Raw genomic sequence first — 19,750 nt, 5'->3', positions numbered from 1 at the left:
ACGGCGCAGTTACGTAAAGCGATAGTATAGTCGCGGACTGTGAAGGTCGTGACGCAGGTGAAACTCGTGCCGACGCCCGCGCAGGCGGCGGCGTTGAAACACACCCTGCGCACGGTCAACGAAGCCGCATGCTGGGTCTCTGGTGTGGCCTTCGAGCGCGGGGTGCCGCGGGAGTATGAGCTGCGTAAGCACACCTATGCCGAGCTCAGGGAGCGTGGTCTGGGCGCGCAGGCGGCGCAGCATGTGATCAAGAAGGTCCGGGACGCCTACACCAGCCTGCACGCCAACCTGCGGGCGGGGAACCTGGGCAAGAAGGGCTCCAAGCGGCGGATCAAGGTCGAGTCCAAGCCGATCGCTTTCCGGCCCCAGGCGGCCCAGCCGTATGACGATCGGTGTCTCAGCTGGCAGTACGACGCCCAGACCGTTTCGATCTGGACCACCGCGGGCCGATTGAAGGGCGTGCACTTCGCCTGCTCACCGAACGCGCTCAAGCAGCTGATCGCCCACCGCAAGGGCGAGAGCGACCTGGTCGAACGCGATGGAGTGTTCTACCTGATCGCAACGTGTGAGGTGCCCGAAGCCGAGACGCGTGAGCCGGGCGGCTTCATCGGGGTGGATTTGGGCATCGTCAACATCGCCACGACCTCCACCGGTTACCGGGCCGCCGGACGCAAGCTGAACCGCTACCGCAGGCGGCAACTCGCCCTGCGGGCCAAACTGCAGAAGAAGGGCACCAAGTCCGCCAAACGCCTGTTGAGGAAACAGCGCCGGACCGAATCGCGGCGGGCCAAAGACATCAACCACCGCATCTCCAAGACGATCGTGACCGAGGCTGAACGCACCGGACGCGGCATCTCCCTGGAAGACCTCACGGGGATCCGTGAACGGGTACGGCTCCGCAAGCCCCAACGGGTCGCACTCCACTCCTGGGCCTTCGCACAGCTGGCGGACTTCATCGTCTACAAGGCACGCCGGGCCGGTGTTCCTGTCGTGTTCGTCGATCCGGCGTACTCTTCCCAGCAGTGCGCCGAGTGCGGGCATGTCGACCGGCTCAGCCGGGTGTCTCGAGCGGTGTTCACTTGCCGGGGTTGCGGCGTCGTTGCGCACGCGGACCGGAATGCTTCCCGTGTTCTGGCCCGAAGGGGCCAGGGCGCGTGGGATGCGGGGCGGAAGTCACACGTCCCGGCCACCAGCCCACGAAGCTGATGGCCAAGACGCGGCAGACCACCTCACAGCCAGTGAGGCTCTAGCTGCAAGCTCGGTCCTTCAGGACCGAGAAGCTGACGAGACTTGGCTCAGGACGTGCTCGACCATCGTCACGAGGACGTGCTTGGCCGACTCGCGGCCGCGGACGTCGCAGAGGAGCAGAGGCACGTGGTCGTCGAGGTCGAGGGCGATCCTGACGTCGTCCGGGTGCTTGCGCTCCGCGCCGTCGAACAGGTTGACCGCCACGATGAACGGAGTGCCCCGATCCTCGAAGTAGTCGATGGCGGGGAAGCAGTCGGCGAGACGGCGGACGTCGGCGAGGACGACGGCGCCGACCGCCCCGTGGGCGAGTTCGTCCCACATGAACCAGAACCGCTGCTGCCCGGGCGTGCCGAACAGGTAGAGGACCAGGTTGTCGTCGAGAGTGATGCGGCCGAAGTCCATGGCGACGGTGGTCGTCGTCTTGCCGTCCACGCCCACCGTGTCATCGACGCCGATCCCGCGGTCGGAGAGGACCTCTTCGGTGCGCAGGGGGCGGATCTCGCTGATGGCGCCGACGAGCGTGGTCTTGCCGACCCCGAATCCGCCGGCGATGAGGATCTTCGCCGTGATCGGCCGTTCGGAGTCCGAGGGCGAGTGTGACACGGCCCTCCCGGAGCCCGTCGTGTCAGAGGGCGTGTAGTCCATGGAGCAGTTTCCTCAGTACGAATTCGTCCGGCCGTCGGCCGGACGGAGTGGGCTCGAGCACCCTGACCAGGCGCTCGTCGCGCAGATCATCGAGAAGCACCCGGACCACGTCGACGGGAAGATCCATCTCCGACGCCAGGTCGGCCAGGGCGACCGGCTGCCGGCAGAGCACGAGTAGACGGCGATGTTCCGGGCTCAGCCGCAGCCGCACGCGCACCTGGGCGTCGGTCGCCTCGATGACGGCGATGAGGTCGATCGGCTCTCCGCGAGGCCGGGTCCGTCCCCGCGTGAGTGTGTAGGGGCGGACGATCGGCCCCGCGGCCTGGTCCAGCCATCGAGGTTCCGGCGAGCTCATGCGGGGCTCACCCCACGCCGAAACCCGGGCCGGGCAGGCGGGGCTCGACCGGCAGCCGGTCGCCGAGCCGTTCGGCGAGCTCCGTCATCTCGAACGCGACGACGCCCGCGTCGGCGTCGGCGTCGGCCAGCGCGGCGAGGCAGGCGTCCTCACCGACCGGCAGCACGAACAGGAACACCGAGTCCATCTCGATGACGGTCTGCATCAGCTCGCCGCCCTCGAAGTGCCGGCAGGCACCGCGGGCCAGCCCCTGGACGCCGGCCACCAGGGCGGCCAGGTGCTCGGCGTCCTCGCGCTCCATGCCGGACGATCCCGTGACGACGAGCCCGTCCCGGGACAGGAGTACCGCGCGGCCCACCGCCCCGACTCTGCGGACCAGGTCATCGACCAGCCGGCGCACGTCGCCGGCCGTGTGCGTCTCTGCCATCACTCACCTTCATCGTCGCCCGGCGCGGGGGTACCGCCGTCCGAGGTGTCCTTCGCGGGATCTTCGGCACGCCCGCGGCGCCAGCCGTCCTGCATCGACGACATGATGGAGCGCGCCCTTTCCGGGGAGCGGCCGCCGCCCGGAGCCGCCCGGCCGCTGCCCGAAGCCGACCGGCCGTCGTCCGAAGCAGGCCGTACGGTGCCCGAGATCGGTCGGCCGTCGTCCGAGACCCGCCGTACGGTGCCCGAAGGCGCTCGGTCGCCGCGGGACGCGGTGGGGGCCGGGCCGCGCAGTTCGGGCCGCAGGCTGGCCTGCCGGATGCGGCGTGGCATCCCGGCGTGGGTTCCGGCGGTCGGCACGCCGACCTGATCCGCGTTCACCGCACCGCCCCGATCCGCAGGGCCGTCTCGGCCGGTCTCCGGGAGCACCGGTCCGGGCGCGGGAGAGCGGGCCGGCTCGTGGAACTCGACCGGTGTCTCCTCGGAGAGGGGCGTGTCCCCGGCTGGAAGCTCGAGGGGCGTGTCCCCAGCGGGGAGCTCCACCGGAGCGTCCGCGCCGAGGGGCTCGACGGGAGTGCCCGCGCCGAGGGGCTCGACTCTCCTGAGCCGGTGCCGTGAGCCGCGCCGTGGCCCGGTCTGCTCGAACGGGTCGTACCGGCTCTCCAGCGGTCGTACGACGGAGTCCCCCCGGAACGTCGCCGCACTTGCGATTTTCTTGCCGCCGTGCCGTTCAAGGCCGTCGGCCGCCTGGTCCCCGCCATGATCATTGACCATATCGTGCGCCAGGGCCGCGTGCTCGGCGACGACAAGGCCGTGCGGCAGGAGCGCGACCGCCGTGAGACCGCCGTACGGGTTGGGCATCAGGGAGACCTTGATGCCGTGGCGCGAGGCCAGGATGCCGACGACGAACAGGCCGAGCTGGTCGCTGTCGGCCACTCCGAACTCCGGAGGGTTCGCGAGCCGTGCGTTGATCGTCGCGAGCTTCTCCGCGTTCATGGCGAGCCCGCGGTCGACGACCTCGATCACGAATCCGTTGCCCGCGAGCCCGGCGTCGACCTCGACGGGAGCGGTGGGCGGGGAGAAGGAGACGGCGTTCTCCACCAGCTCGGCGACCAGGTGGATGACGTCGCCGACGGCCGTGCCGACGATCGATTCGCCCGCCATCGTGACGACCTCGACGCGGGTGTAGTCCTCGATCTCTCCGATGGCGCCGCGCAGTACGTCCAGCACGGTCACCGGGTGGCGCCAGCCTCGGCCCGGAGCCCCGCCGGAGAGGATGATCAGGCCTTCGGCGTGCCGGCGCATGCGCGTCGTGAGGTGGTCGAGCCGGAACAGCTCCTCGAGCGAGTCCGGGTCCGCGGCCTTGCGCTCGAGCGCGTCGAGCATCGCCAGCTGGCGGTGCAGCAGTGCCTGGTTGCGTCGTGCGAGGTTGAGAAAGACCTTGTTGACCGCCTTGCGGAGCGCGGCCTGGCCGACGGCGGCCTCGATGGCGGTGCGCTGGGTCGTCGAGAAGGCCTCAACGACGTTGGCGACCTCGGCGGTCCGGCCGACGTCCAGCGGAGGCGCCTCGTCGGCGACGTTCACTTCGTCCCCTCGCCGTAGCCGGCCGACGATGTCGGGCAGACGCCGGTCCGCGAGGTCGCTCACGGCCTTCTGGAGGCCGACGAGCTCCCGCGTCATCCGCCGGCCGAAGCGGAGCATGAGGAAGGCCGACAGGAGGACGGCGGCCAGGCCGGCGCCTCCGACGAGCGCGAGACGCCTGAGGAGGGAGTCGCCGAGACCCTTCGATCTGCGGGCGACGACCGGCCGGGCCTGGTTGATGGCCTCGTTCATCCCGCCGGTGAACGTCTCGGCGGCGGAGCGCCAGGCGACCGAGTCGATCTTCAACGGTCTTTTGCCGCCGGGGCTCACGAGGATCCGGTCTTCCAGCGCCTTGAAATCGGTGTAGGCCGCCGAGTCCAGCAGCCGCCGGAACGGCGTACCGGTCTCGGGGACGAACTGGGAGAGCCCGTCCTTCTCCAGGTAGCGCTGCTCGATCACCATCGTGGCGAAGACGCCGTGCTCCGCCCTGCTCATCCGGCCGCCCGCCAGGAGCACGCCGGTGACGAGCGTGAGCTCCCGGGCGGCCAGCTCCTGGGCGCGCGACAGCTCGATCACCTGGTACGCCTGCCGGTAGATCGTCGGATCGCTGACGGCGACGACCAGATACGAGAGCTCGAACTGCGCGTCGTACACGGCGTCGTACGCGTTCAACGCGGCCAGCCTGTCCATCGCGCCGGAGTCGATGGCGGATCGGATGGTCGTCAGCTCGCCGGTCTTGTCCAGGAGAGCGGCGAGACGCTGTTTCATCTGGGCGGTCAGCGTACGGCGGAACGAGGCTGAACCGGTCGTCCGCACGAATCGCGCGACGGAGGCGTCCGTCCGCTGGCGTTGCGCGTCCAAGGCGGCGCGCGACGCCCTGCGGCCGCCGCTCAACCAGACGACCGCCTGGAGTCGCTCTTGCGCGAGGTCGGCCGACAGCGGCCCGACGCCACCGCCGTATCGCCGGTTGATGGTGTCGAGATTGCGCTTCTCGATGGCGTCATGAGCGGTGTTCTGCGCTGCGAATCCCCACAACGCCGCCAGAGACGCAAGCGGGACGACGAGCAGGCCGAGGATGGCGAACCGGATCGATCGCCTGCGCGACCTCATTGCGCCGAAGTCCGTTCGGCTTGGAGGCCCGGGCGGATGTACGAGTCCGTCATAGCGCCGTCTTTCACGTCGAATACCCACAAGCAAGGCGAAACCACCGCAACGTTAGTGCGGTAGTTACAAATCCGTACTCCGTTTCATGGATCTTGCTTCGCTCTCGGTGGGATCATGGCGGCGGACCGCGATGACCCCGGTCCACGCGCCTCGAGATGGACAAGGAGATCCGTGGAGGAGTTCGATCCCATCGCCGTGGGGGCGGGGTCGGCCGGATGCGTGCTCACCAGCGCGACGAGCCGGGCGACGGACCGGCAGAGAACGTCAGGAAAAGGAGAACGCTAGTGACGCCCCAGCGGGCTGATTCGGCCGGCACTCTCGACTGGCTGATCGACGGCCTGGTCGAACGCGTGCCCGAGGTGAGACGAGCGGCGGTGCTGTCCACGGACGGACTTCTGATGGGCGCCTCCGCCGGGCTCACCGACACGGACGCCGAATACCTCTCGGCGCTGGCGGCCGGCTTCCAGAGCCTCGCCCAGGGCGCGCGGCGCCAGTTCGACGGCGGTACCGTCCAGCAGACCATCATCGAGATGCGGGACGCGTTCCTGTTCGTCACCGCGGCCGGTGATGGCGCCTGCCTGGCCGTGCTCAGCGACACCGACGTCGACCCCGGAGTGATCACCTATGAGATGGCCGTCCTCGTGAAGCGCGTCGGCGAGCACATCTCATCGCGGCCCCGCCAGGGCACGCACTAAAGCGAAGGCGCGTACTGAGATGCAGATGGGAACCCAGCTCGCGGTCAAGGTGCTGGTCGCGGGCGGATTCGGGGCCGGAAAGACCACCATGGTCAACACGGTCAGTGAGATCCAGACGCTGCGCACCGAGGAGATGCTCACCTCGCAGAGCGTCGGCGTGGACGACACCTCCGGCGTGGAGCAGAAGACCACCACGACCGTCGCGATGGACTTCGGCCGTATCACCCTCGGCGACGGACTGGTCCTCTACGTGTTCGGAACCCCAGGGCAGAAGCGCTTCTGGTTCATGTGGGACGAACTGGCCGTCGGCGCGATCGGCGCGGTCGTCCTCGCCGACACCCGGCGGCTGGCCGACTGCTTCTCCTCGATCGACTTCTTCGAGCGGCGCGGCATGCCGTTCATCGTCGGGCTGAACCGCTTCGAGGGCGCGCCCCAGCCCGACATCGAGGCGGTCAGGCACGCGCTCGACCTCGAGCCCCACATACCGGTGATCGCCTGCGACGCCCGGGAGCGGGAGTCGGTCAAGCAGGTGCTCATCACGCTCGTCGAGCACGTCCTGGGCACCCGGCAGCGCCAGCGCTCGACCGCCCTCTACTGACAGGTGGCGCGAAGGCCCGGCCGGAGACCGGCCGGGCCTTCGTCACGTTCGACGTGCGGGGCCCCGCGGGGCCCCGCACGTCTCAGTCTCACTCGCTCGCGCGGTCCTTCTCCCGGGCGCGCAGCGCGCGGGCGACGCCGTCGCGGCCCTCGACGAGGAGCCGGCGCAGGGCCGACGGCGGGTCCTCCGCCTCGATGTAGGCGGTGGTCCGGTCGATGGTGGCCGGTGAGATCACCAGGAACGGGTAGGCGCTCTCGGCGAACGTGCTGGCCATGTCGCTCGACCACGACGACCAGAGGCGGCCGACCTCGGCGAAGTACTTCTCGATGTACGGCTCGAGCAGGGAGATGTCGTCGGTGTCGACGAAACCGCCGAGCGTGGCGCGGAAGACGGCGTTGGGCAGCTCGCCGCCGATGATGCGCTCCCACGCCGCGGCCTTGGCCTCGGGCGTCGGGACGGCGGCGTGGCCGGAGGCCGCCTGCCGCTCGCCCGCGGCGGTCGGGTCGCGGCGCAGCTCCGCGGCGATCTCGTCCGCGTCGGCGACACCGCGGACGACGAGGCGCCGCAGCAGGGACCAGCGCAGGTCCGTGTCGACCACCAGGCCCTCGAGGGTCGTCGAACCGTCGAGCAGGCCGCGGACGTACGCGACGTGCTCGTCGGAGGTGGCGACCGAGACGAACGCCTGGGTGTAGGTCAGCTGCCAGTCCGAGCCGGGCTCGGCCTCGGTCATCAGCGTGTGCAGCGCGTCGGCCAGCAGGCGGTAGCCGGTGTCGCGCCACGCCGGGTCGGCGTACTGCGAGGTCGCCAGGCGGGCCTGACGGAGCAGCGTCTGCGCCACCGAGATGTCGGTGACGCCACGGATGCCGGACAGCACCAGCCGGACGTAGTCGCGGGCGGCGAGCTCGGCGTCCCGACACATGTCCCAGGCCGCCGACCAGCACAGCGCCCGCGGCAGGCCGTCGGTGATCTCGCCGATCCCGTCGACGAGCGTGCGCAGCGAGTGCTCGTCGAGCCGGACCTTGGCGTAGGTCAGGTCGTCGTCGTTGACCAGCACCAGGTCGGGACGCCGCTCGCCGGCCAGCTCGGCGACCTCCGTACGGCCGCCCACGATGTCGAGCTCGACCCGCTTGCGGCGGACGATGCCCTCGTCCGTCCGGTCGTACAGGCCGATCGCCACGCGGTGCGAGCGGAGCGTCGGGTGGTTCTCCGGCGCCTCCTGCAGGACCGCGAAGGAGGTGAACCGGCCCTCGCCGTCGACCTCGTACGTCGGGCGCAGCGTGTTGACGCCGGCCGTCTCCAGCCACTCCTTCGACCAGGAGGTCAGGTCGCGGCCCGAGGTCTCCTCGAGGGCGTCGAGCAGGTCGGACAGCGAGGTGTTGCCCCACGCGTGCCGGTCGAAGTAGCTGCGGACGCCGCTGATGAAGTTGTCGCGTCCGACGTAGGCGACGAGCTGCTTGAGGACGCTCGCGCCCTTGGCGTACGTGATGCCGTCGAAGTTGACCTCGACCGCCCGGATGTCGGGGATGTCGGCGGAGATCGGGTGCGTGGAGGGCAGCTGGTCCTGGCGGTAGGCCCAGGCCTTCCACAGGTTCGCGAAGGTCGTCCAGGCGCCGGTCCACCGGGTCGCCTCGGACTGGCAGAGCACGCTCATGTACGTCGCGAACGACTCGTTCAGCCACAGGTCGTCCCACCAGCGCATGGTGACGAGGTCGCCGAACCACATGTGCGCCATCTCGTGCAGGATCGTCTCGGCGCGGCGCTCGTAGGCGGCGTCGGTGACCCGCGACCGGAAGACGTAGTCCTCGAGGAACGTCACACAGCCGGCGTTCTCCATCGCGCCCGCGTTGAACTCCGGCACGAACAGCTGGTCGTACTTGTCGAACGGGTACGGCCGCGCGAACACCTTGCGGAAGAAGTCGAAGCCCTGCTTGGTCACCTCGAAGATCGCGTCGGCGTCGAAGTGCTCGGCGAGGCTGGCCCGGCAGTACGCGCCGAGCGCGATGTGCTGGTCGCCGCCGGCGTACTCGTCGCGCGCCACATGGTACGGGCCGGCGACCAGCGCGGTGATGTAGGTGGAGATGCCCGGGGTAGCCGGGAAGTGCCAGCGGCCGCCCTCGGACCGGTCGGGCGCGTTGTTCGTGATGACCTGCCAGTGCTCGGGCGCGGTCACGCTCAGCTCGAACTTCGCCTTCAGGTCGGGCTGGTCGAAGCAGGCGTACATGCGGTGCGCGTCGCAGGTCTCGAACTGCGTGTAGAGGTAGACCTCCTGGTCGACCGGGTCGACGAAGCGGTGGAGTCCCTCACCGGTCCGGGAGTAGGCGTTGTCGGAGACCACCCGCAGCTCGTTCTCGGCGGCGAGCCGGGGGAGCGGGATGCGGCCCTTGTCCGGATCGTACGATCCGGGGTCGAGCGGCTGACCGTTGAGGGTGATCTCGCGGACCGTCGCGCCGTGCAGGTCGACGAAGCTGGACGCGCCCGGCTCGGCGCAGCCGAACCTGATGGTGGTGTCCGAGACGAACGTCTCCGCCCCCGCCGTCAGGTCGAGGTCGACGTTGTACGACTCGACGGTCAGCAGCCGGGCGCGGTCACGCGCCTCGTCGCGCGTCAGATTGCCAGCCAAGTGAACTCCTCGCCTCGTTTCACGACGTCATTGTGCTTCCCACCGTACGGCTCGGCACACGGCCGTACGACCGGCGGGCCGTCACAGGACACATCTAACCCCGAGTTGGTGATCATGCCCTCGGATCTGGGAGAACTCTCATGTGGAATGCCGACCGAAATGCCTTGGTTGCCGGGTACAGGGCCCGGTGTCGGGGGGACGGCCGGCGCCCGGCAGGCGGTCCGGCGGCCTCGGCGCGAGGTCTTCCGGCCATTCGACGGCGGTCCGCGAGGACGCGCCGGGACATCAGGGAGGTTGCGGTGACCGATACCGGGCGCATACCGGTGGATTTCTGGTTCGACCCGAAGTGCCCTTGGGCCTGGATCGCCTCGCGGTGGATCCTCGAGGTCGAGCAGCTTCGGCCGATCGAGGTTCGGTGGCACGTGATGAGCCTGTCCGTGCTCAACGAGGGCCGTGACCTCCCGGAGCAGTACGTCGAGTTCATGAAGACGGCCTGGGGCCCGGTCCGGGTGGCCATCGCGGCCGAGAAGAAGTACGGGCCGGAGGTGCTCGGCCGGCTCTACACCGAGCTCGGCACCCGCTTCCACAATGAGGGCCGGCGCGACGACACCCGCCAGGTCATCGAGGAGGCCCTCGAGGCGGCCGGCCTGGACCGCTCCCTCGTGGCCGCCGCCGACACGGACGAGTACGACGAGGCGCTCCGCGCCTCGCACGCCGACGGCATGGACCGGGTCGGCTACGAGGTCGGCACGCCGGTGATCTCCGTGGAGGGGGCGTCGTTCTTCGGCCCCGTCGTGTCGCCGATCCCGCGCGGTGAGGCGGCCGCGAAACTCTGGGACGGCGTCCGGCTCGTCGCGGGAACGGACGGCTTCTTCGAGCTCAAGCGCAGCCGCACCCGAGACCCGATCTTCGACTGACGGCAGTGATGCGCTGATCGTCCGCCCGGCCTGGGCGGACGATCACCGGGCTCAGTCGGTGAGCGGCATCGTCATCGTCGGGTTCACCGGGCGGGCATCGGGCCGCAAGCGGCTGACCGCCGTGCCCATGCAGAAGAACTCCACCGCGTGCTCGCCCCAGATCCAGTCGTCCTCCGACACCGTGACGCCGACGACGCCGTCCCCGTTCACCTGCTGGCACTCGTACTGCAGGCGGGCCATCGCGATCTCGCGGGCGTCGTAGATCGCCTGGGTGTAGGTCCCGAGCTCGGTGTTCTGCCCGGCCGCCTGGAGCACCTGGCGGAACGACATGTGGGCGACGTGGTAGACGCAGGTGCCCAGCACCATCGCGCGGGGTGCCCAGCCGTCCAGAAGTCCTGACCGGACAGGTGCGACGTGAAGGGCCGGCCCGCGGGGGTGCGCAGGGCGCGGTCGCCGCGGATGGCCGTGCCGACCGCCACGAACTCCATGACGTCGGCGGACAGCGCGTACGTCCGTGACCGGATCTCGACGCCGATCACGCCGTCGGCCCCGAGGGCGTCGGCCTCGGATTCCATGCGCGCCATGGCCAGCTCGCGCGCGTTGTACATCGCCTGGGTCAGGACGGGGAGCTCCTGGCTGACCTTCCACCGGGTCGGCTGCGTCCCGATGTGGTAGATGCACGTCCCCATCACGAGGCCGAGCGGCTCGAACCCGGCCTGGTGGGTGAGCACGAACTCGTTCACCGACAGGTCGGAGGTGAAGCAGCGGTGGCCCTGCGATGAGGCAGCGAGGCGGGACTGCGCCGACTCCGGCAGCGGTTTGTGCCTGCTGTGACTCGGGGGTACTCACGAGCCGAGCGTAGAGCGCCGCGATCGGTCAGTACATAGGCGGACAACAAGGGCAAAGGGCTCTTTACCTTCGGCGGTCACCGAACGTTCCGATCTGCGGGGTACGGGAAGCGACTCACTCAGGCTTGAGCGCCTTGCGGAGGATCACCGCCTGCCGGTGATAGCCCATCCGCTTCTCGTAGAAGGGAACGGACAAGGGGCTGCTGAGGTTGGTGTCGGTGACCGCGACGGTCGCACCTTTTCGCCGTCCCCACTTCTCAGCAGCCTCCATGAGCGCCGTGCCGACCCCCTTGCGCCGATACTCTTCGGCGACGGCAAGCGCATGGATCACGAGTCGTACGCGAGATAGATCGCGCTGCAACTGCCAACGGGCATCCGGAGCGGGGCGAGTCACGGCGGCTTCGATAACCCCGACCACCTGTTCATCATTCTCCGCAACGAGCCAGACGGTGTCGTCGCCGCGCTCTTGGCCGATGCCTTGTTCGAACCACTCCACGAGGCCGTGGGAATCGGGCTCCTGGATCACCTCCGGCATGGCCGCGGCGTAATGGCGGCCGGCATCTCGCCATGCCCGCGCACAGCCCTCGCCGTCTCCTGCCCGGATTTCTCGCACGGTGAGTCGGCTCACGTCGTCAAGCTTCGCCCTCGGGCGAGCGCCGACGCCATACGCGCAACGGGCCCATTCCGCGGTCTTCTTTGCCGCGCCCGCGGGAGAGCTACGGCAACCTGCGACACCACAACTCGTCACACAGGGCGGGTCTGGCTGTAGTTGTGGCAGCGAACGCCACGTAGGTCGGTGTCGCCTTGGTACTGGTGGCCGATCCGCTCGGCGACGCGCACTGACCGGGTGTTCCCCACCCGAACCAGGGACACCACCTCGGTGGCTTCGAGATCATCGAAGCAGTACTGCAACGCAGCGCCCGCCGCCTCTGCGGCATACCCCTGGCCCCAGAACCGCCGCACCAGGCACCATCCAAGTTCCAACCCCGGCCATCCCAGAGGCTGCCAAGGCCCGACCCGACCGACGAAGCACCCGGTGTCCTTCTCCACCACAGCGAAGTTCGAGAAGCCGCGAATCTGCTGATGGCCGAGGAACAGGGCCAGGCTTCGCCATGCGTCCTCACGGGACATGCCTCCCTGCGCGAACAGGAAACGCCCCACCTCCGGATCACCGAGCATCGCGGCGTAATCCTCGAAGTCCTCAGGCGTCAACGGACGCAGGATCAGCCTCGGCGTCTCCAGAGTTCTCATGATCCCCATCAAAGCAAAGCACCTGATCTCAAGCAGAGGGACACCGCACGATGCCCGACCGGCTGGGCTCCGGACGTACGGAAGCTGAGATCAGCGCCGAGCGGGTCGAGAGCGCGCGTCTGACGGCTCCGCCACCCCAGACCCCCGCGAGCCGGAGGACTCGTCCGAATATCGAGTTCTTAGATCGGATGTATCCACCCTCTGGCGCGTTGACCTGGGCCGATTCTAGGGTTGTGCAAAGTCAGTAGTCCGATGTCTCTTCGAGGTGTGCCATGACCGACGACCCGCAGTCCCCCACCGGCCGGCCGGTCCCGGCGTGGTTCACCGACGCGAAGTTCGGCATCTTCGTCCACTGGGGCGCGTACTCGGTGCCCGCCTGGGCGGAGCCGACCGGCGAGTTGGGCGCCACGGATCCGGAGGTGTGGTTCGCGCACAACCCGTACGCCGAGTGGTACTGGAACACCAGCCAGATCGAGGGCAGTCCCGCCTGGGAGCACCACCGCGCGGTGTACGGGGGCCGCCCGTACGACGACTTCCTCGATCTGTGGCGGGCCGAGTCGTTCGACCCCGGTGACTGGGCGGACCTGTTCGCCCGCGCCGGCGCCCGTTACGTCGTGCCGACCACCAAGCACCACGACGGCATCGCGCTGTGGGACGCGCCCGGCACCGGTACCCGCAACACCGTCCACCGCGGCCCGCGCCGCGACCTGGTCGCCGACCTCGCGGGCGCCGTACGCGCCCGAGGGCTGCGCTTCGGCGTGTACTACTCCGGCGGTCTCGACTGGTACGCCGGCCGCCGCGCCGTCATCCGCCACGAGGATCGGATCGACGACTACGGCCGCCCCCACGAAGCCGCCTACGCCGCATACGCGCTGCGCCAGGTGCGCGACCTGATCGACCGCTACCGGCCGGACGTGCTGTGGAACGACATCGGCTGGCCCGACCTGGGCATGGCCGACCTGCCGGGGATGTTCGCCGGCTACTACGCCGCCGTCCCAGAGGGCGTGGTCAACGACCGCTGGGACGGCGCCCACGCCGACTACCTGACCAGCGAGTACCAGGCGAACCGCCAGAATGAGACGGCCGCCGCCTGGGAGAACTGCCGGGGCGTCGGCCTGTCCTTCGGCTACAACCGCAACGAGGGTCCCGAGGACCTGCTCGACACGGCGGGCGCGGTGCGGCTGCTGGTGGACGTGGTCTCGCGCGGCGGCAACCTGCTGCTCAACGTCGGGCCCAAGGCCGACGGCACCCTGCCGGAAGAGCAGCGTGCCGTCCTGGAGGGCATCGCGTCCTGGATGACGCACCACGCCGCCGCCGTCCACGCGACCAGGCCCCTCGAGCCCGGTGACGCCGTCCCCGGCGGTGAGACCGCCGATGGAGAGGGCCCGCCCTGGGTCCGCTGGACCCGCGACGACCGGCACGCCTACGCGTTCGTCGCGGGCGCGCCGGGCGGCGAGGCGGTGCTCAAGGTCCGGCCGGGGCTGCTCGACCCGGCCACCGCGGCCCGCCTGGACGGCGGCCCGGTCAGCGCCGCGGCCGTCTCGGACGGCGTACGGGTCGCCTCCCCCTGGCTCGACGCACCACTCCCCGCCGCGGTCCGCTTCTCGCTGGCATCGCCGGGATGAGCCGCACGCCGACGTCACCGGCCTGGAGCCGGCGGACCGCTCAACGAACGCTGGGTTCGTACGGTGATCCGGACCATTGGATCGGCGCCCGGGCGGTCCGGTTCAGGCGTCGCTGTCCTGCAGGGCGGCGGACCAGCGCTGTTCGATGCGGCCGAACTTCCAGACCGCCAGGGCCCCCGCCCAGATCACCAGCAGCAGGCCGGTGATCACGAAACCGGCCGTGTTGAGGTCCAGGCCGGCGATCCAGTCCCAGAAGGCCCCGTGCAGCCCGAACCGGTCCTGGGCGACCTGCAGCAGTTCGGTGCCGCCGATGACGAAGGCGAACGCCACCGAGATCCCGGTCAGGACGATGTTGTAGAAGATCTTGCGGACCGGGTTGGAGAACGCCCAGCCGTACGCGAAGTTCATGAACGTGCCGTCGATGCTGTCCCACAGCGACATGCCGGCCGCGAAGATGATCGGCAGGCAGAGGACCGCGTACCAGGGGAGGCCGCCCGTTGCGGCGGCGGAGCCTGCCAGGGCCAGCAGGCCGATCTCGGTGGCGGTGTCGAAGCCGAGCCCGAACAGGAAGCCCAGCGGGTACATCTGCCACGGCTTGGTGATCGCCTTGGTGAAGCGGCCGAGGAAGCGGTTCATGAAGCCGCGGTTGTTCAGCTGCTCCTCCAGCGCCGCCTCGTCGTACGCGCCGCCGCGCATCTCGCGGAACACCTTGACGATCCCGAGGAGGATCATCAGGTTGATGATCGCGATGATGGCGAGGAACGTTCCAGAGACGGTCGGGCCGATCGTGCCGGTGATCTTGTGCAGTCCGGAGTTCTCGTCGGAGACGCCGTTGGACAGCGCCTTGACACCGAAACCGAGGAGCACGCAGGCGGTGAACACGACCGAGGAGTGCCCGAGCGAGAACCAGAACCCGACCGACACGGGCCGCTGGCCGTCGGACATCAGCTTCCGTGTGGTGTTGTCGATGGCGGCGAGGTGGTCCGCGTCGAACGCGTGCCGCATGCCCAGCGTGTAGGCCGTCAGCGCGATCCCGACGCCGAACAGCTTGCCGTCGCCGAGGTGGTAGTGCCCCGGTACGACGAGGAACAGCAGGATCCCCCAGCCGATCACGTGCAGCAGCGCCACGAAGCCGATCATTCCGGCCAGGCGTCCCCACTCCGCCCGTCCAAGGCGGGTGCGTGCCGCGGACTGCACCGTCGTCATGGATCCTCCTCGCCAGGGGTCGTACGCCTACCGCCATTGAATCCTTGTTGCAAAATACTTGCAACAGCGGGGGTCCGCTTCCCTCACCCGGATGGCTGGTCTCCGTCCCGCGACCGAGGGAAGGATGAGGGGCATGCGCGATGTGATCTATGTGGGCGGCGCGTGGGCGGACTCATCGGCCCCGGCGACGATCGATGTCATCAACCCCGCGAACGAGCAGGTCATCGACCGGATCCCCGCGGGCACCGCGGCGGACGTCGACCGGGCGGTGGCCCAGGCGCGCCGGGCGCTGCCCGCCTGGGAGGCGACCGCGCCCGAAGAGCGCGCCGCCCACCTCGAGGCGATCCTGACCGGCATCACGGCCCGGCAGGACGAACTCGCCCGGATCATCGCGGCCGACCTGGGTGCGCCGTACGCGCTCGCGCAGAAGGTGCACGTCGGCACCCCGATCGCGGTATTGACCGGCATCCTGGACGTGCTGCGGGCGTACGACTTCGCCGGTGAGCGCTGCGGCGACTCCCTGATCGTCCGCGAGCCCGTCGGCGTCGTCGGCGCGATCACGCCGTGGAACTACCCCCTCCACCAGGTCGTCGCCAAGGTCGCCCCCGCCCTCGCCGCCGGCTGCACCGTCGTCCTCAAGCCGAGCGAGATCGCGCCGCTCGCCGCGTACGCCCTGGCCGACATCATCGACGAGGCGGGCCTCCCGCCGGGGGTGTTCAACCTGGTGTCCGGCACCGGGCCCGTCGTCGGCGAGGCGATCGCCGCGCACGAGGACGTCGACATGGTCTCCTTCACCGGCTCCACCCGGGCCGGGCGGCGCGTCGCCGAGCTGGCCGCCGCGTCGGTCAAGCGCGTCGCCCTCGAGCTCGGCGGCAAGTCGCCGAACGTCATCCTCCCCGACGCCGACCTCGCGCTCGCCGTCAAGGTGGGCGTGGCCAAGGCGTTCGTCAACTCCGGGCAGACCTGCAACGCCCTCACGCGCATGCTCGTGCCCCTCGCTCTCTACGACGAGGCGGTGGCGCTCGCGGCCAAGGCGGCGGAGCGGTACACCCTCGGCGACCCGCTGGCCGAGGGCACGCGCCTCGGCCCGCTCGCCTCCCGCGTCCAGTTCGACCGCGTCCGCGACCACATCGAGCGGGGTGTCGAGGAGGGCGCGCGGCTGGTCACCGGAGGCACCGAGACCTCGCTCGCCCCCGGCTACTACGTTCCGCCGACCGTCTTCGCGGACGTCACCCCGTCGATGACCATCGCGCGCGAGGAGATCTTCGGACCCGTGCTGTCGATCCTCGCCTACGACTCCGAGGACGACGCCGTCCGCATCGCCAACGACACCCCGTACGGTCTGGCGGCGGCCGTCTGGTCCGCGGACCCGGACCGCGCGCTGGCGGTCGCCCGCCGGATCAAGGCCGGCCAGGTCGAGATCAACGGCGGCCGCTTCAACCCCCTCGCGCCCTTCGGCGGCTACAAGCAGTCCGGCCTCGGACGCGAGCTCGGCCGCCACGGCCTGGAGGAGTTCCTGGAGGTCAAGTCCCTCCAGTTCTGAGGGGCCCATTCCGATCGGTCCGGCTCGGCGCTCCGCCGGGCCCCGGCCGTACGCGCGGCGGCACCGACCTGACAGACTTTGCGGCATGCGCGTCTATCTCGGTTCCGATCACGCGGGGTACGAACTGAAGCAGCACCTGATCGGGTGGCTCGCCGAGCAGGGGCACGAGCCGGTCGACTGCGGCCCGAAGGAGTACGACGGCCAGGACGACTACCCGCCGTTCGTCATGGACGCGGCGGCGCGGACCGCCGCCGACTCCGGCTCCCTCGGCATCGTCATCGGCGGCTCCGGCAACGGCGAGGCGATCGCCGCCAACAAGGTCCCCGGCGTGCGCGCCGCGCTGGCCTGGAACGACGAGACCGCCCGGCTCGGCCGAGAGCACAACGACGCGAACGTCATCAGCATCGGTGCGCGCATGCACACGGTCGACGAGGCCACCCGGTTCGTCGGAATCTTCCTCGGCACGCCGTTCTCCGGCGAGGAGCGCCACGTCCGGCGTATCGCCATGCTGACCGCCTACGAGCGGACGGGTGACCTTCCCCGCCTGCCGGACTGACCGATCACAGAGCCGCGCGGCATCGGGGCAGACGCGGGGACTCGGTCTCAGAGGCGTGCGGCGGCGCGGCGCTTGGCCAGCCGCCGCTTCTCTCCCCTCCGAGGTTTGACGGGCTCGGGCGGTGCGGCCGGCGGACTCGGCGCCTCCTCCTCCGCACGGACGCGTGAGACGTCGCGGGCCCGCATCGCCGCGTCGACCGTGAGACGCATGCCCTGTCCCATCCGCCACCTCCGAAAGATCCAATGATCTTTAGGTGTCCCCTCGATACCTGGCGGGAAAACACGCGCAGCGCGGTCGGCCGTTCCCCGGCGGGCGAGGCGAGGCGCCGACGGGCCGTCCACCGGTGTTTCGGACGGCCGAGACCACGATCCGGCCCAGCGGCTCTGAGCGCGGACCAGGCGATGCTCGATACAGTGCCCGCATCATGCTTAGCCGACTGGTTCAGTTCCTGCCGCTGAGGATCCGCCGCTTCCTGCGCCGGATCCCCGCGCTCGTGCGGCTGTACCAGTGGCTCCAGCGCGGTCAGCTCACCCAGGACCGCAACGCTCTTGTCGCCCTGGTCACCGTCACGGTGGTCATCGGGGTCTCCGCACCCGCGTCGCAGACCTGGTTCTCGCCCAGCGCCGTCGTCCTGACCGTGCTGGCCGGCGGTCTCATGCTGCGCGTCCGCAGCCTCGGCGTCCTCCTCGGCGTGGTCGCCGCCGCGCTGCTGTACGACGCGATCGCCATGGGATTCTCGCGCGTCGGCCCGGGCGTCATCGCGACGATCATCGTCACGGCCGTCCTGGCGACGGTGCTGGCCCGCAGCCGTGAGCAACTCGGCGTGAAGGGACTTCGCGGCGAGCAGATGCTGCTCGAACTGCGCGACCGGCTGCGCCGCCATGGGGAGATGCCGAAGCTGCCGCCCGGCTGGGATTCCAAGGTGGTGCTGCTCCAGGCCGGCGGCTCGTCTTTCGGCGGCGACTTCTTCGTCTCGGTCTGCAACGAGCAGACGCTCGAGGTGGCGCTGGTGGACGTGTCCGGCAAGGGCGTCGACGCCGGCACCCGCGCCCTGATGCTGTCCGGCGCGTTCGGCGGGCTGCTCGGGTCGGTGGAGTCCGGACGGTTCCTGCCGGCCTGCAACGCCTATCTGCAACGCCAGCGATGGGACGAGGGTTTCGTCACCGCCGTCCACCTGACCATCGACCTGGAGACCGGCGAGTACACCGTGGAGTCGGCGGGCCACCCGCCCGCCGTGCAGTTCAACGCGGGCAGCGGCACGTGGCGGGTCAGCTCCGCCAAGGGCGTCGTGCTCGGCGTCGTACCCGAGATGAGCTCCGAACCCGAGAGCGGCGTGCTCGGCCCGGGCGACGCGCTGCTGCTCTACACCGACGGCCTCGTGGAGGCGCCAGGACGCGACCTGGACGCCGGCATCGACCGGTTGCTCGGCGCCGTCGAAAGCCTCGTGCCCAGCGGCTTCAAAGAGGGGGCGACCGAACTCGTCACCGAGATGGCCGCCGCCCGCGACGACGACTGCGCGCTGGTCCTGATCTGGCGGAAGTGACGGCTCCCAGGCCGCGCCTCCACGCCACCGTGCGCGGCACCTGGCAAGCTGCGGGTATGAGCACTGTCACGCTGCAGCCGGTCGATGAGAACCTGTTGCCGAGGTTGCTCGACCTGGCGGCCGCCGACACCGAGCCGCACGAGGTGATGCCGAGCCTCCCCGGTGCGCCGCGGTGGACGGACGCGCGCCGGGCCGCCTTCCGCGAATATCACCGTCCGGCGGACGGGGCGGCCTACGCGGTGCTGGTCGACGGGCAGCTCGTCGGCGCGGCGCGGATCACCCCCGCCGAGGCGCCCGGCGCCGTCCAGGCGAACATCTGGCTGGGCCGCTCCGCCCGCGGGAAGGGCTACAGCACCGAAGCGCTCCGCCTGCTGATCGACGAGGCGCGGACCCACGGGGCGCACGCGCTCATCGCGGAGACCCACGTCTCCAACGTCGCCGCCGTGGCGGCCCTCCGCACCCTCGGCGCCATGATCTGGGAGGACCCGGACACCGGATCGGTGCACGCCACCCTCCGCGTCGGACAGGACTGAGATCAGGACCGCGCCGGCTCCGTCCCCGCCCGCATCCTGGACGCCAGGCGCTCGCGCAGACGCGTCAGCCGGGCGATCTCCGCGTCGAGGGCGTCGAGCCGGCGCTGCGCGATCCCGAGGGGGCGCGCGCAGGCCCCCGGCCCCCCGTACGGCGGGAGCGTGTCCTCCACCAGCAGGTCCAGACGATCCCGGCAGTCACGTACGTCCGCGACGGTCAGCCCCACCGACAGCAGCTCGCGGATCACGCGGACGCGGGCCACGTCCCGCGGGCCGTACTCGCGCTGCCCGGTCGCGGTGCGCCGCGGCGGCGGCAGCAGGTCGTTCTGCTCGTAGAAGCGCAGCGCCCGGGGCGTCGTCCCCGCCGCTGCCGCCGCGTCACCGATCCGCATTCGTCCT

Annotated in this window: 20 protein-coding genes and 1 pseudogene; 9 read left to right on the top strand and 12 right to left on the bottom strand. The window is 70.2% G+C overall.

Annotated elements, in window-relative coordinates:
* Positions 1-39: 39 nt before the first annotated feature.
* On the top strand, positions 40-1,206 hold the full coding sequence (locus tag ABEA24_RS31205; protein ID WP_345434909.1) for an RNA-guided endonuclease InsQ/TnpB family protein: 1,167 nt from the start codon (positions 40-42) through the stop codon (positions 1,204-1,206).
* A 60-nt stretch (positions 1,207-1,266) separates the two neighbouring features.
* Here ABEA24_RS31205 and ABEA24_RS31200 read toward each other — a convergent pair whose 3' ends face one another.
* From ABEA24_RS31200 to ABEA24_RS31185, 4 genes are read right to left on the bottom strand one after another with little or no spacing between them, the layout of a single operon-like run.
* Positions 1,267-1,851 carry a GTP-binding protein gene (locus ABEA24_RS31200; RefSeq protein ID WP_345434907.1) on the bottom strand — a complete coding sequence of 195 codons (585 nt, stop codon included), beginning with the start codon at positions 1,849-1,851 and terminating at the stop codon, positions 1,267-1,269.
* Positions 1,852-1,873: 22 nt separating this feature from the next.
* Positions 1,874-2,248 (bottom strand): DUF742 domain-containing protein, encoded by a 375-nt coding sequence (locus ABEA24_RS31195; RefSeq protein WP_345434905.1) that lies wholly within the window; start codon positions 2,246-2,248, stop codon positions 1,874-1,876.
* Between the two features lie 7 nt (positions 2,249-2,255).
* The gene (locus tag ABEA24_RS31190) at positions 2,256-2,675 is read right to left on the bottom strand and encodes a roadblock/LC7 domain-containing protein (RefSeq protein WP_345434903.1); all 420 of its coding nucleotides are present in this window, start codon (positions 2,673-2,675) and stop codon (positions 2,256-2,258) included.
* On the bottom strand, positions 2,675-5,365 hold the full coding sequence (locus ABEA24_RS31185; protein WP_345434901.1) for a sensor histidine kinase: 2,691 nt from the start codon (positions 5,363-5,365) through the stop codon (positions 2,675-2,677). The genes ABEA24_RS31190 and ABEA24_RS31185 overlap by 1 nt, the downstream gene beginning before the upstream one ends.
* Positions 5,366-5,703: 338 nt before the next feature.
* On the opposite strand from ABEA24_RS31185, the gene ABEA24_RS31180 reads away from it, so the two are divergent.
* Both ABEA24_RS31180 and ABEA24_RS31175 read left to right on the top strand, forming a co-directional pair.
* Complete coding sequence (locus tag ABEA24_RS31180) at positions 5,704-6,114, top strand: roadblock/LC7 domain-containing protein (RefSeq protein WP_345434899.1); 411 nt, start codon at positions 5,704-5,706, stop codon at positions 6,112-6,114.
* 19 nt (positions 6,115-6,133) lie between these two features.
* Positions 6,134-6,712 (top strand): GTP-binding protein, encoded by a 579-nt coding sequence (locus ABEA24_RS31175; RefSeq protein WP_345434897.1) that lies wholly within the window; start codon positions 6,134-6,136, stop codon positions 6,710-6,712.
* A gap of 88 nt (positions 6,713-6,800) precedes the next feature.
* Here the strand turns inward: ABEA24_RS31175 and pepN are convergent, their stop codons facing one another.
* A complete protein-coding gene (pepN, locus tag ABEA24_RS31170) occupies positions 6,801-9,332 on the bottom strand; it encodes an aminopeptidase N (protein WP_345434895.1) in 2,532 nt (843 codons plus the stop codon).
* Positions 9,333-9,631: 299 nt separating this feature from the next.
* Here pepN and ABEA24_RS31165 point away from each other — a divergent pair, with 299 nt between their 5' ends.
* A complete protein-coding gene (locus tag ABEA24_RS31165; protein WP_345434893.1) occupies positions 9,632-10,249 on the top strand; it encodes a mycothiol-dependent nitroreductase Rv2466c family protein in 618 nt (205 codons plus the stop codon).
* 51 nt (positions 10,250-10,300) lie between these two features.
* Here ABEA24_RS31165 and ABEA24_RS31160 read toward each other — a convergent pair whose 3' ends face one another.
* The 4 genes and pseudogenes from ABEA24_RS31160 to ABEA24_RS31145 form a co-directional block, all read right to left on the bottom strand.
* Positions 10,301-10,615, bottom strand: a complete 315-nt coding sequence (locus tag ABEA24_RS31160) for a heavy metal-binding domain-containing protein (RefSeq protein ID WP_345434890.1) — start codon at positions 10,613-10,615, stop codon at positions 10,301-10,303.
* Positions 10,616-10,767: 152 nt separating this feature from the next.
* A pseudogene (locus tag ABEA24_RS53740) lies at positions 10,768-10,824 on the bottom strand (hypothetical protein); the annotation flags it as partial.
* 388 nt (positions 10,825-11,212) lie between these two features.
* Entirely contained in the window at positions 11,213-11,725 is a 513-nt protein-coding gene (locus ABEA24_RS31150) for a GNAT family N-acetyltransferase (RefSeq protein WP_345434886.1), read from the bottom strand.
* A gap of 116 nt (positions 11,726-11,841) precedes the next feature.
* Positions 11,842-12,348: a GNAT family N-acetyltransferase gene (locus tag ABEA24_RS31145; RefSeq protein WP_345434884.1), complete on the bottom strand. Its 507-nt coding sequence runs from the start codon at positions 12,346-12,348 to the stop codon at positions 11,842-11,844.
* A gap of 272 nt (positions 12,349-12,620) precedes the next feature.
* Here ABEA24_RS31145 and ABEA24_RS31140 point away from each other — a divergent pair, with 272 nt between their 5' ends.
* Positions 12,621-13,973 carry an alpha-L-fucosidase gene (locus ABEA24_RS31140; RefSeq protein WP_345434882.1) on the top strand — a complete coding sequence of 451 codons (1,353 nt, stop codon included), beginning with the start codon at positions 12,621-12,623 and terminating at the stop codon, positions 13,971-13,973.
* A gap of 102 nt (positions 13,974-14,075) precedes the next feature.
* Here ABEA24_RS31140 and nicT read toward each other — a convergent pair whose 3' ends face one another.
* Complete coding sequence (nicT, locus tag ABEA24_RS31135) at positions 14,076-15,179, bottom strand: Nickel transporter NicT (RefSeq protein ID WP_345434879.1); 1,104 nt, start codon at positions 15,177-15,179, stop codon at positions 14,076-14,078.
* 133 nt (positions 15,180-15,312) lie between these two features.
* On the opposite strand from nicT, the gene ABEA24_RS31130 reads away from it, so the two are divergent.
* A complete protein-coding gene (locus ABEA24_RS31130; protein WP_345434877.1) occupies positions 15,313-16,722 on the top strand; it encodes an aldehyde dehydrogenase family protein in 1,410 nt (469 codons plus the stop codon).
* Positions 16,723-16,807: 85 nt separating this feature from the next.
* The gene (locus ABEA24_RS31125; protein WP_345434875.1) at positions 16,808-17,278 is read left to right on the top strand and encodes a ribose-5-phosphate isomerase; all 471 of its coding nucleotides are present in this window, start codon (positions 16,808-16,810) and stop codon (positions 17,276-17,278) included.
* Positions 17,279-17,325: 47 nt separating this feature from the next.
* Here ABEA24_RS31125 and ABEA24_RS31120 read toward each other — a convergent pair whose 3' ends face one another.
* Positions 17,326-17,487 carry a hypothetical protein gene (locus ABEA24_RS31120; protein ID WP_345434873.1) on the bottom strand — a complete coding sequence of 54 codons (162 nt, stop codon included), beginning with the start codon at positions 17,485-17,487 and terminating at the stop codon, positions 17,326-17,328.
* A gap of 215 nt (positions 17,488-17,702) precedes the next feature.
* On the opposite strand from ABEA24_RS31120, the gene ABEA24_RS31115 reads away from it, so the two are divergent.
* Positions 17,703-18,821, top strand: a complete 1,119-nt coding sequence (locus ABEA24_RS31115) for a PP2C family protein-serine/threonine phosphatase (protein WP_345434871.1) — start codon at positions 17,703-17,705, stop codon at positions 18,819-18,821.
* Positions 18,822-18,877: 56 nt separating this feature from the next.
* Positions 18,878-19,354 (top strand): GNAT family N-acetyltransferase, encoded by a 477-nt coding sequence (locus ABEA24_RS31110; RefSeq protein ID WP_345434869.1) that lies wholly within the window; start codon positions 18,878-18,880, stop codon positions 19,352-19,354.
* A 2-nt stretch (positions 19,355-19,356) separates the two neighbouring features.
* Here the strand turns inward: ABEA24_RS31110 and ABEA24_RS31105 are convergent, their stop codons facing one another.
* Positions 19,357-19,743, bottom strand: a complete 387-nt coding sequence (locus tag ABEA24_RS31105; protein WP_345434867.1) for a MerR family transcriptional regulator — start codon at positions 19,741-19,743, stop codon at positions 19,357-19,359.
* Positions 19,744-19,750: the final 7 nt, after the last annotated feature.

This window comes from Actinoallomurus vinaceus (genome assembly GCF_039542055.1).
Taxonomy (GTDB): domain Bacteria; phylum Actinomycetota; class Actinomycetes; order Streptosporangiales; family Streptosporangiaceae; genus Actinoallomurus; species Actinoallomurus vinaceus.
This window is presented reverse-complemented; position numbering and strand designations above follow the sequence as displayed.

Coding starts and splice junctions, on each gene's coding strand:
- ABEA24_RS31195 (WP_345434905.1), bottom strand. CDS start 2,248: ATGAGCTCGCCGGAACCTCGATGGCTGGACCAGGCCGCGGGGCCGATC.
- ABEA24_RS31190 (WP_345434903.1), bottom strand. CDS start 2,675: ATGGCAGAGACGCACACGGCCGGCGACGTGCGCCGGCTGGTCGATGAC.
- ABEA24_RS31185 (WP_345434901.1), bottom strand. CDS start 5,365: ATGAGGTCGCGCAGGCGATCGATCCGGTTCGCCATCCTCGGCCTGCTC.
- ABEA24_RS31175 (WP_345434897.1), top strand. CDS start 6,134: ATGCAGATGGGAACCCAGCTCGCGGTCAAGGTGCTGGTCGCGGGCGGA.
- ABEA24_RS31160 (WP_345434890.1), bottom strand. CDS start 10,615: ATGGTGCTGGGCACCTGCGTCTACCACGTCGCCCACATGTCGTTCCGC.
- ABEA24_RS31145 (WP_345434884.1), bottom strand. CDS start 12,348: ATGAGAACTCTGGAGACGCCGAGGCTGATCCTGCGTCCGTTGACGCCT.
- ABEA24_RS31140 (WP_345434882.1), top strand. CDS start 12,621: ATGACCGACGACCCGCAGTCCCCCACCGGCCGGCCGGTCCCGGCGTGG.
- nicT (WP_345434879.1), bottom strand. CDS start 15,179: ATGACGACGGTGCAGTCCGCGGCACGCACCCGCCTTGGACGGGCGGAG.
- ABEA24_RS31130 (WP_345434877.1), top strand. CDS start 15,313: ATGCGCGATGTGATCTATGTGGGCGGCGCGTGGGCGGACTCATCGGCC.
- ABEA24_RS31125 (WP_345434875.1), top strand. CDS start 16,808: ATGCGCGTCTATCTCGGTTCCGATCACGCGGGGTACGAACTGAAGCAG.
- ABEA24_RS31120 (WP_345434873.1), bottom strand. CDS start 17,487: ATGCGTCTCACGGTCGACGCGGCGATGCGGGCCCGCGACGTCTCACGC.
- ABEA24_RS31115 (WP_345434871.1), top strand. CDS start 17,703: ATGCTTAGCCGACTGGTTCAGTTCCTGCCGCTGAGGATCCGCCGCTTC.
- ABEA24_RS31110 (WP_345434869.1), top strand. CDS start 18,878: ATGAGCACTGTCACGCTGCAGCCGGTCGATGAGAACCTGTTGCCGAGG.
- ABEA24_RS31105 (WP_345434867.1), bottom strand. CDS start 19,743: ATGCGGATCGGTGACGCGGCGGCAGCGGCGGGGACGACGCCCCGGGCG.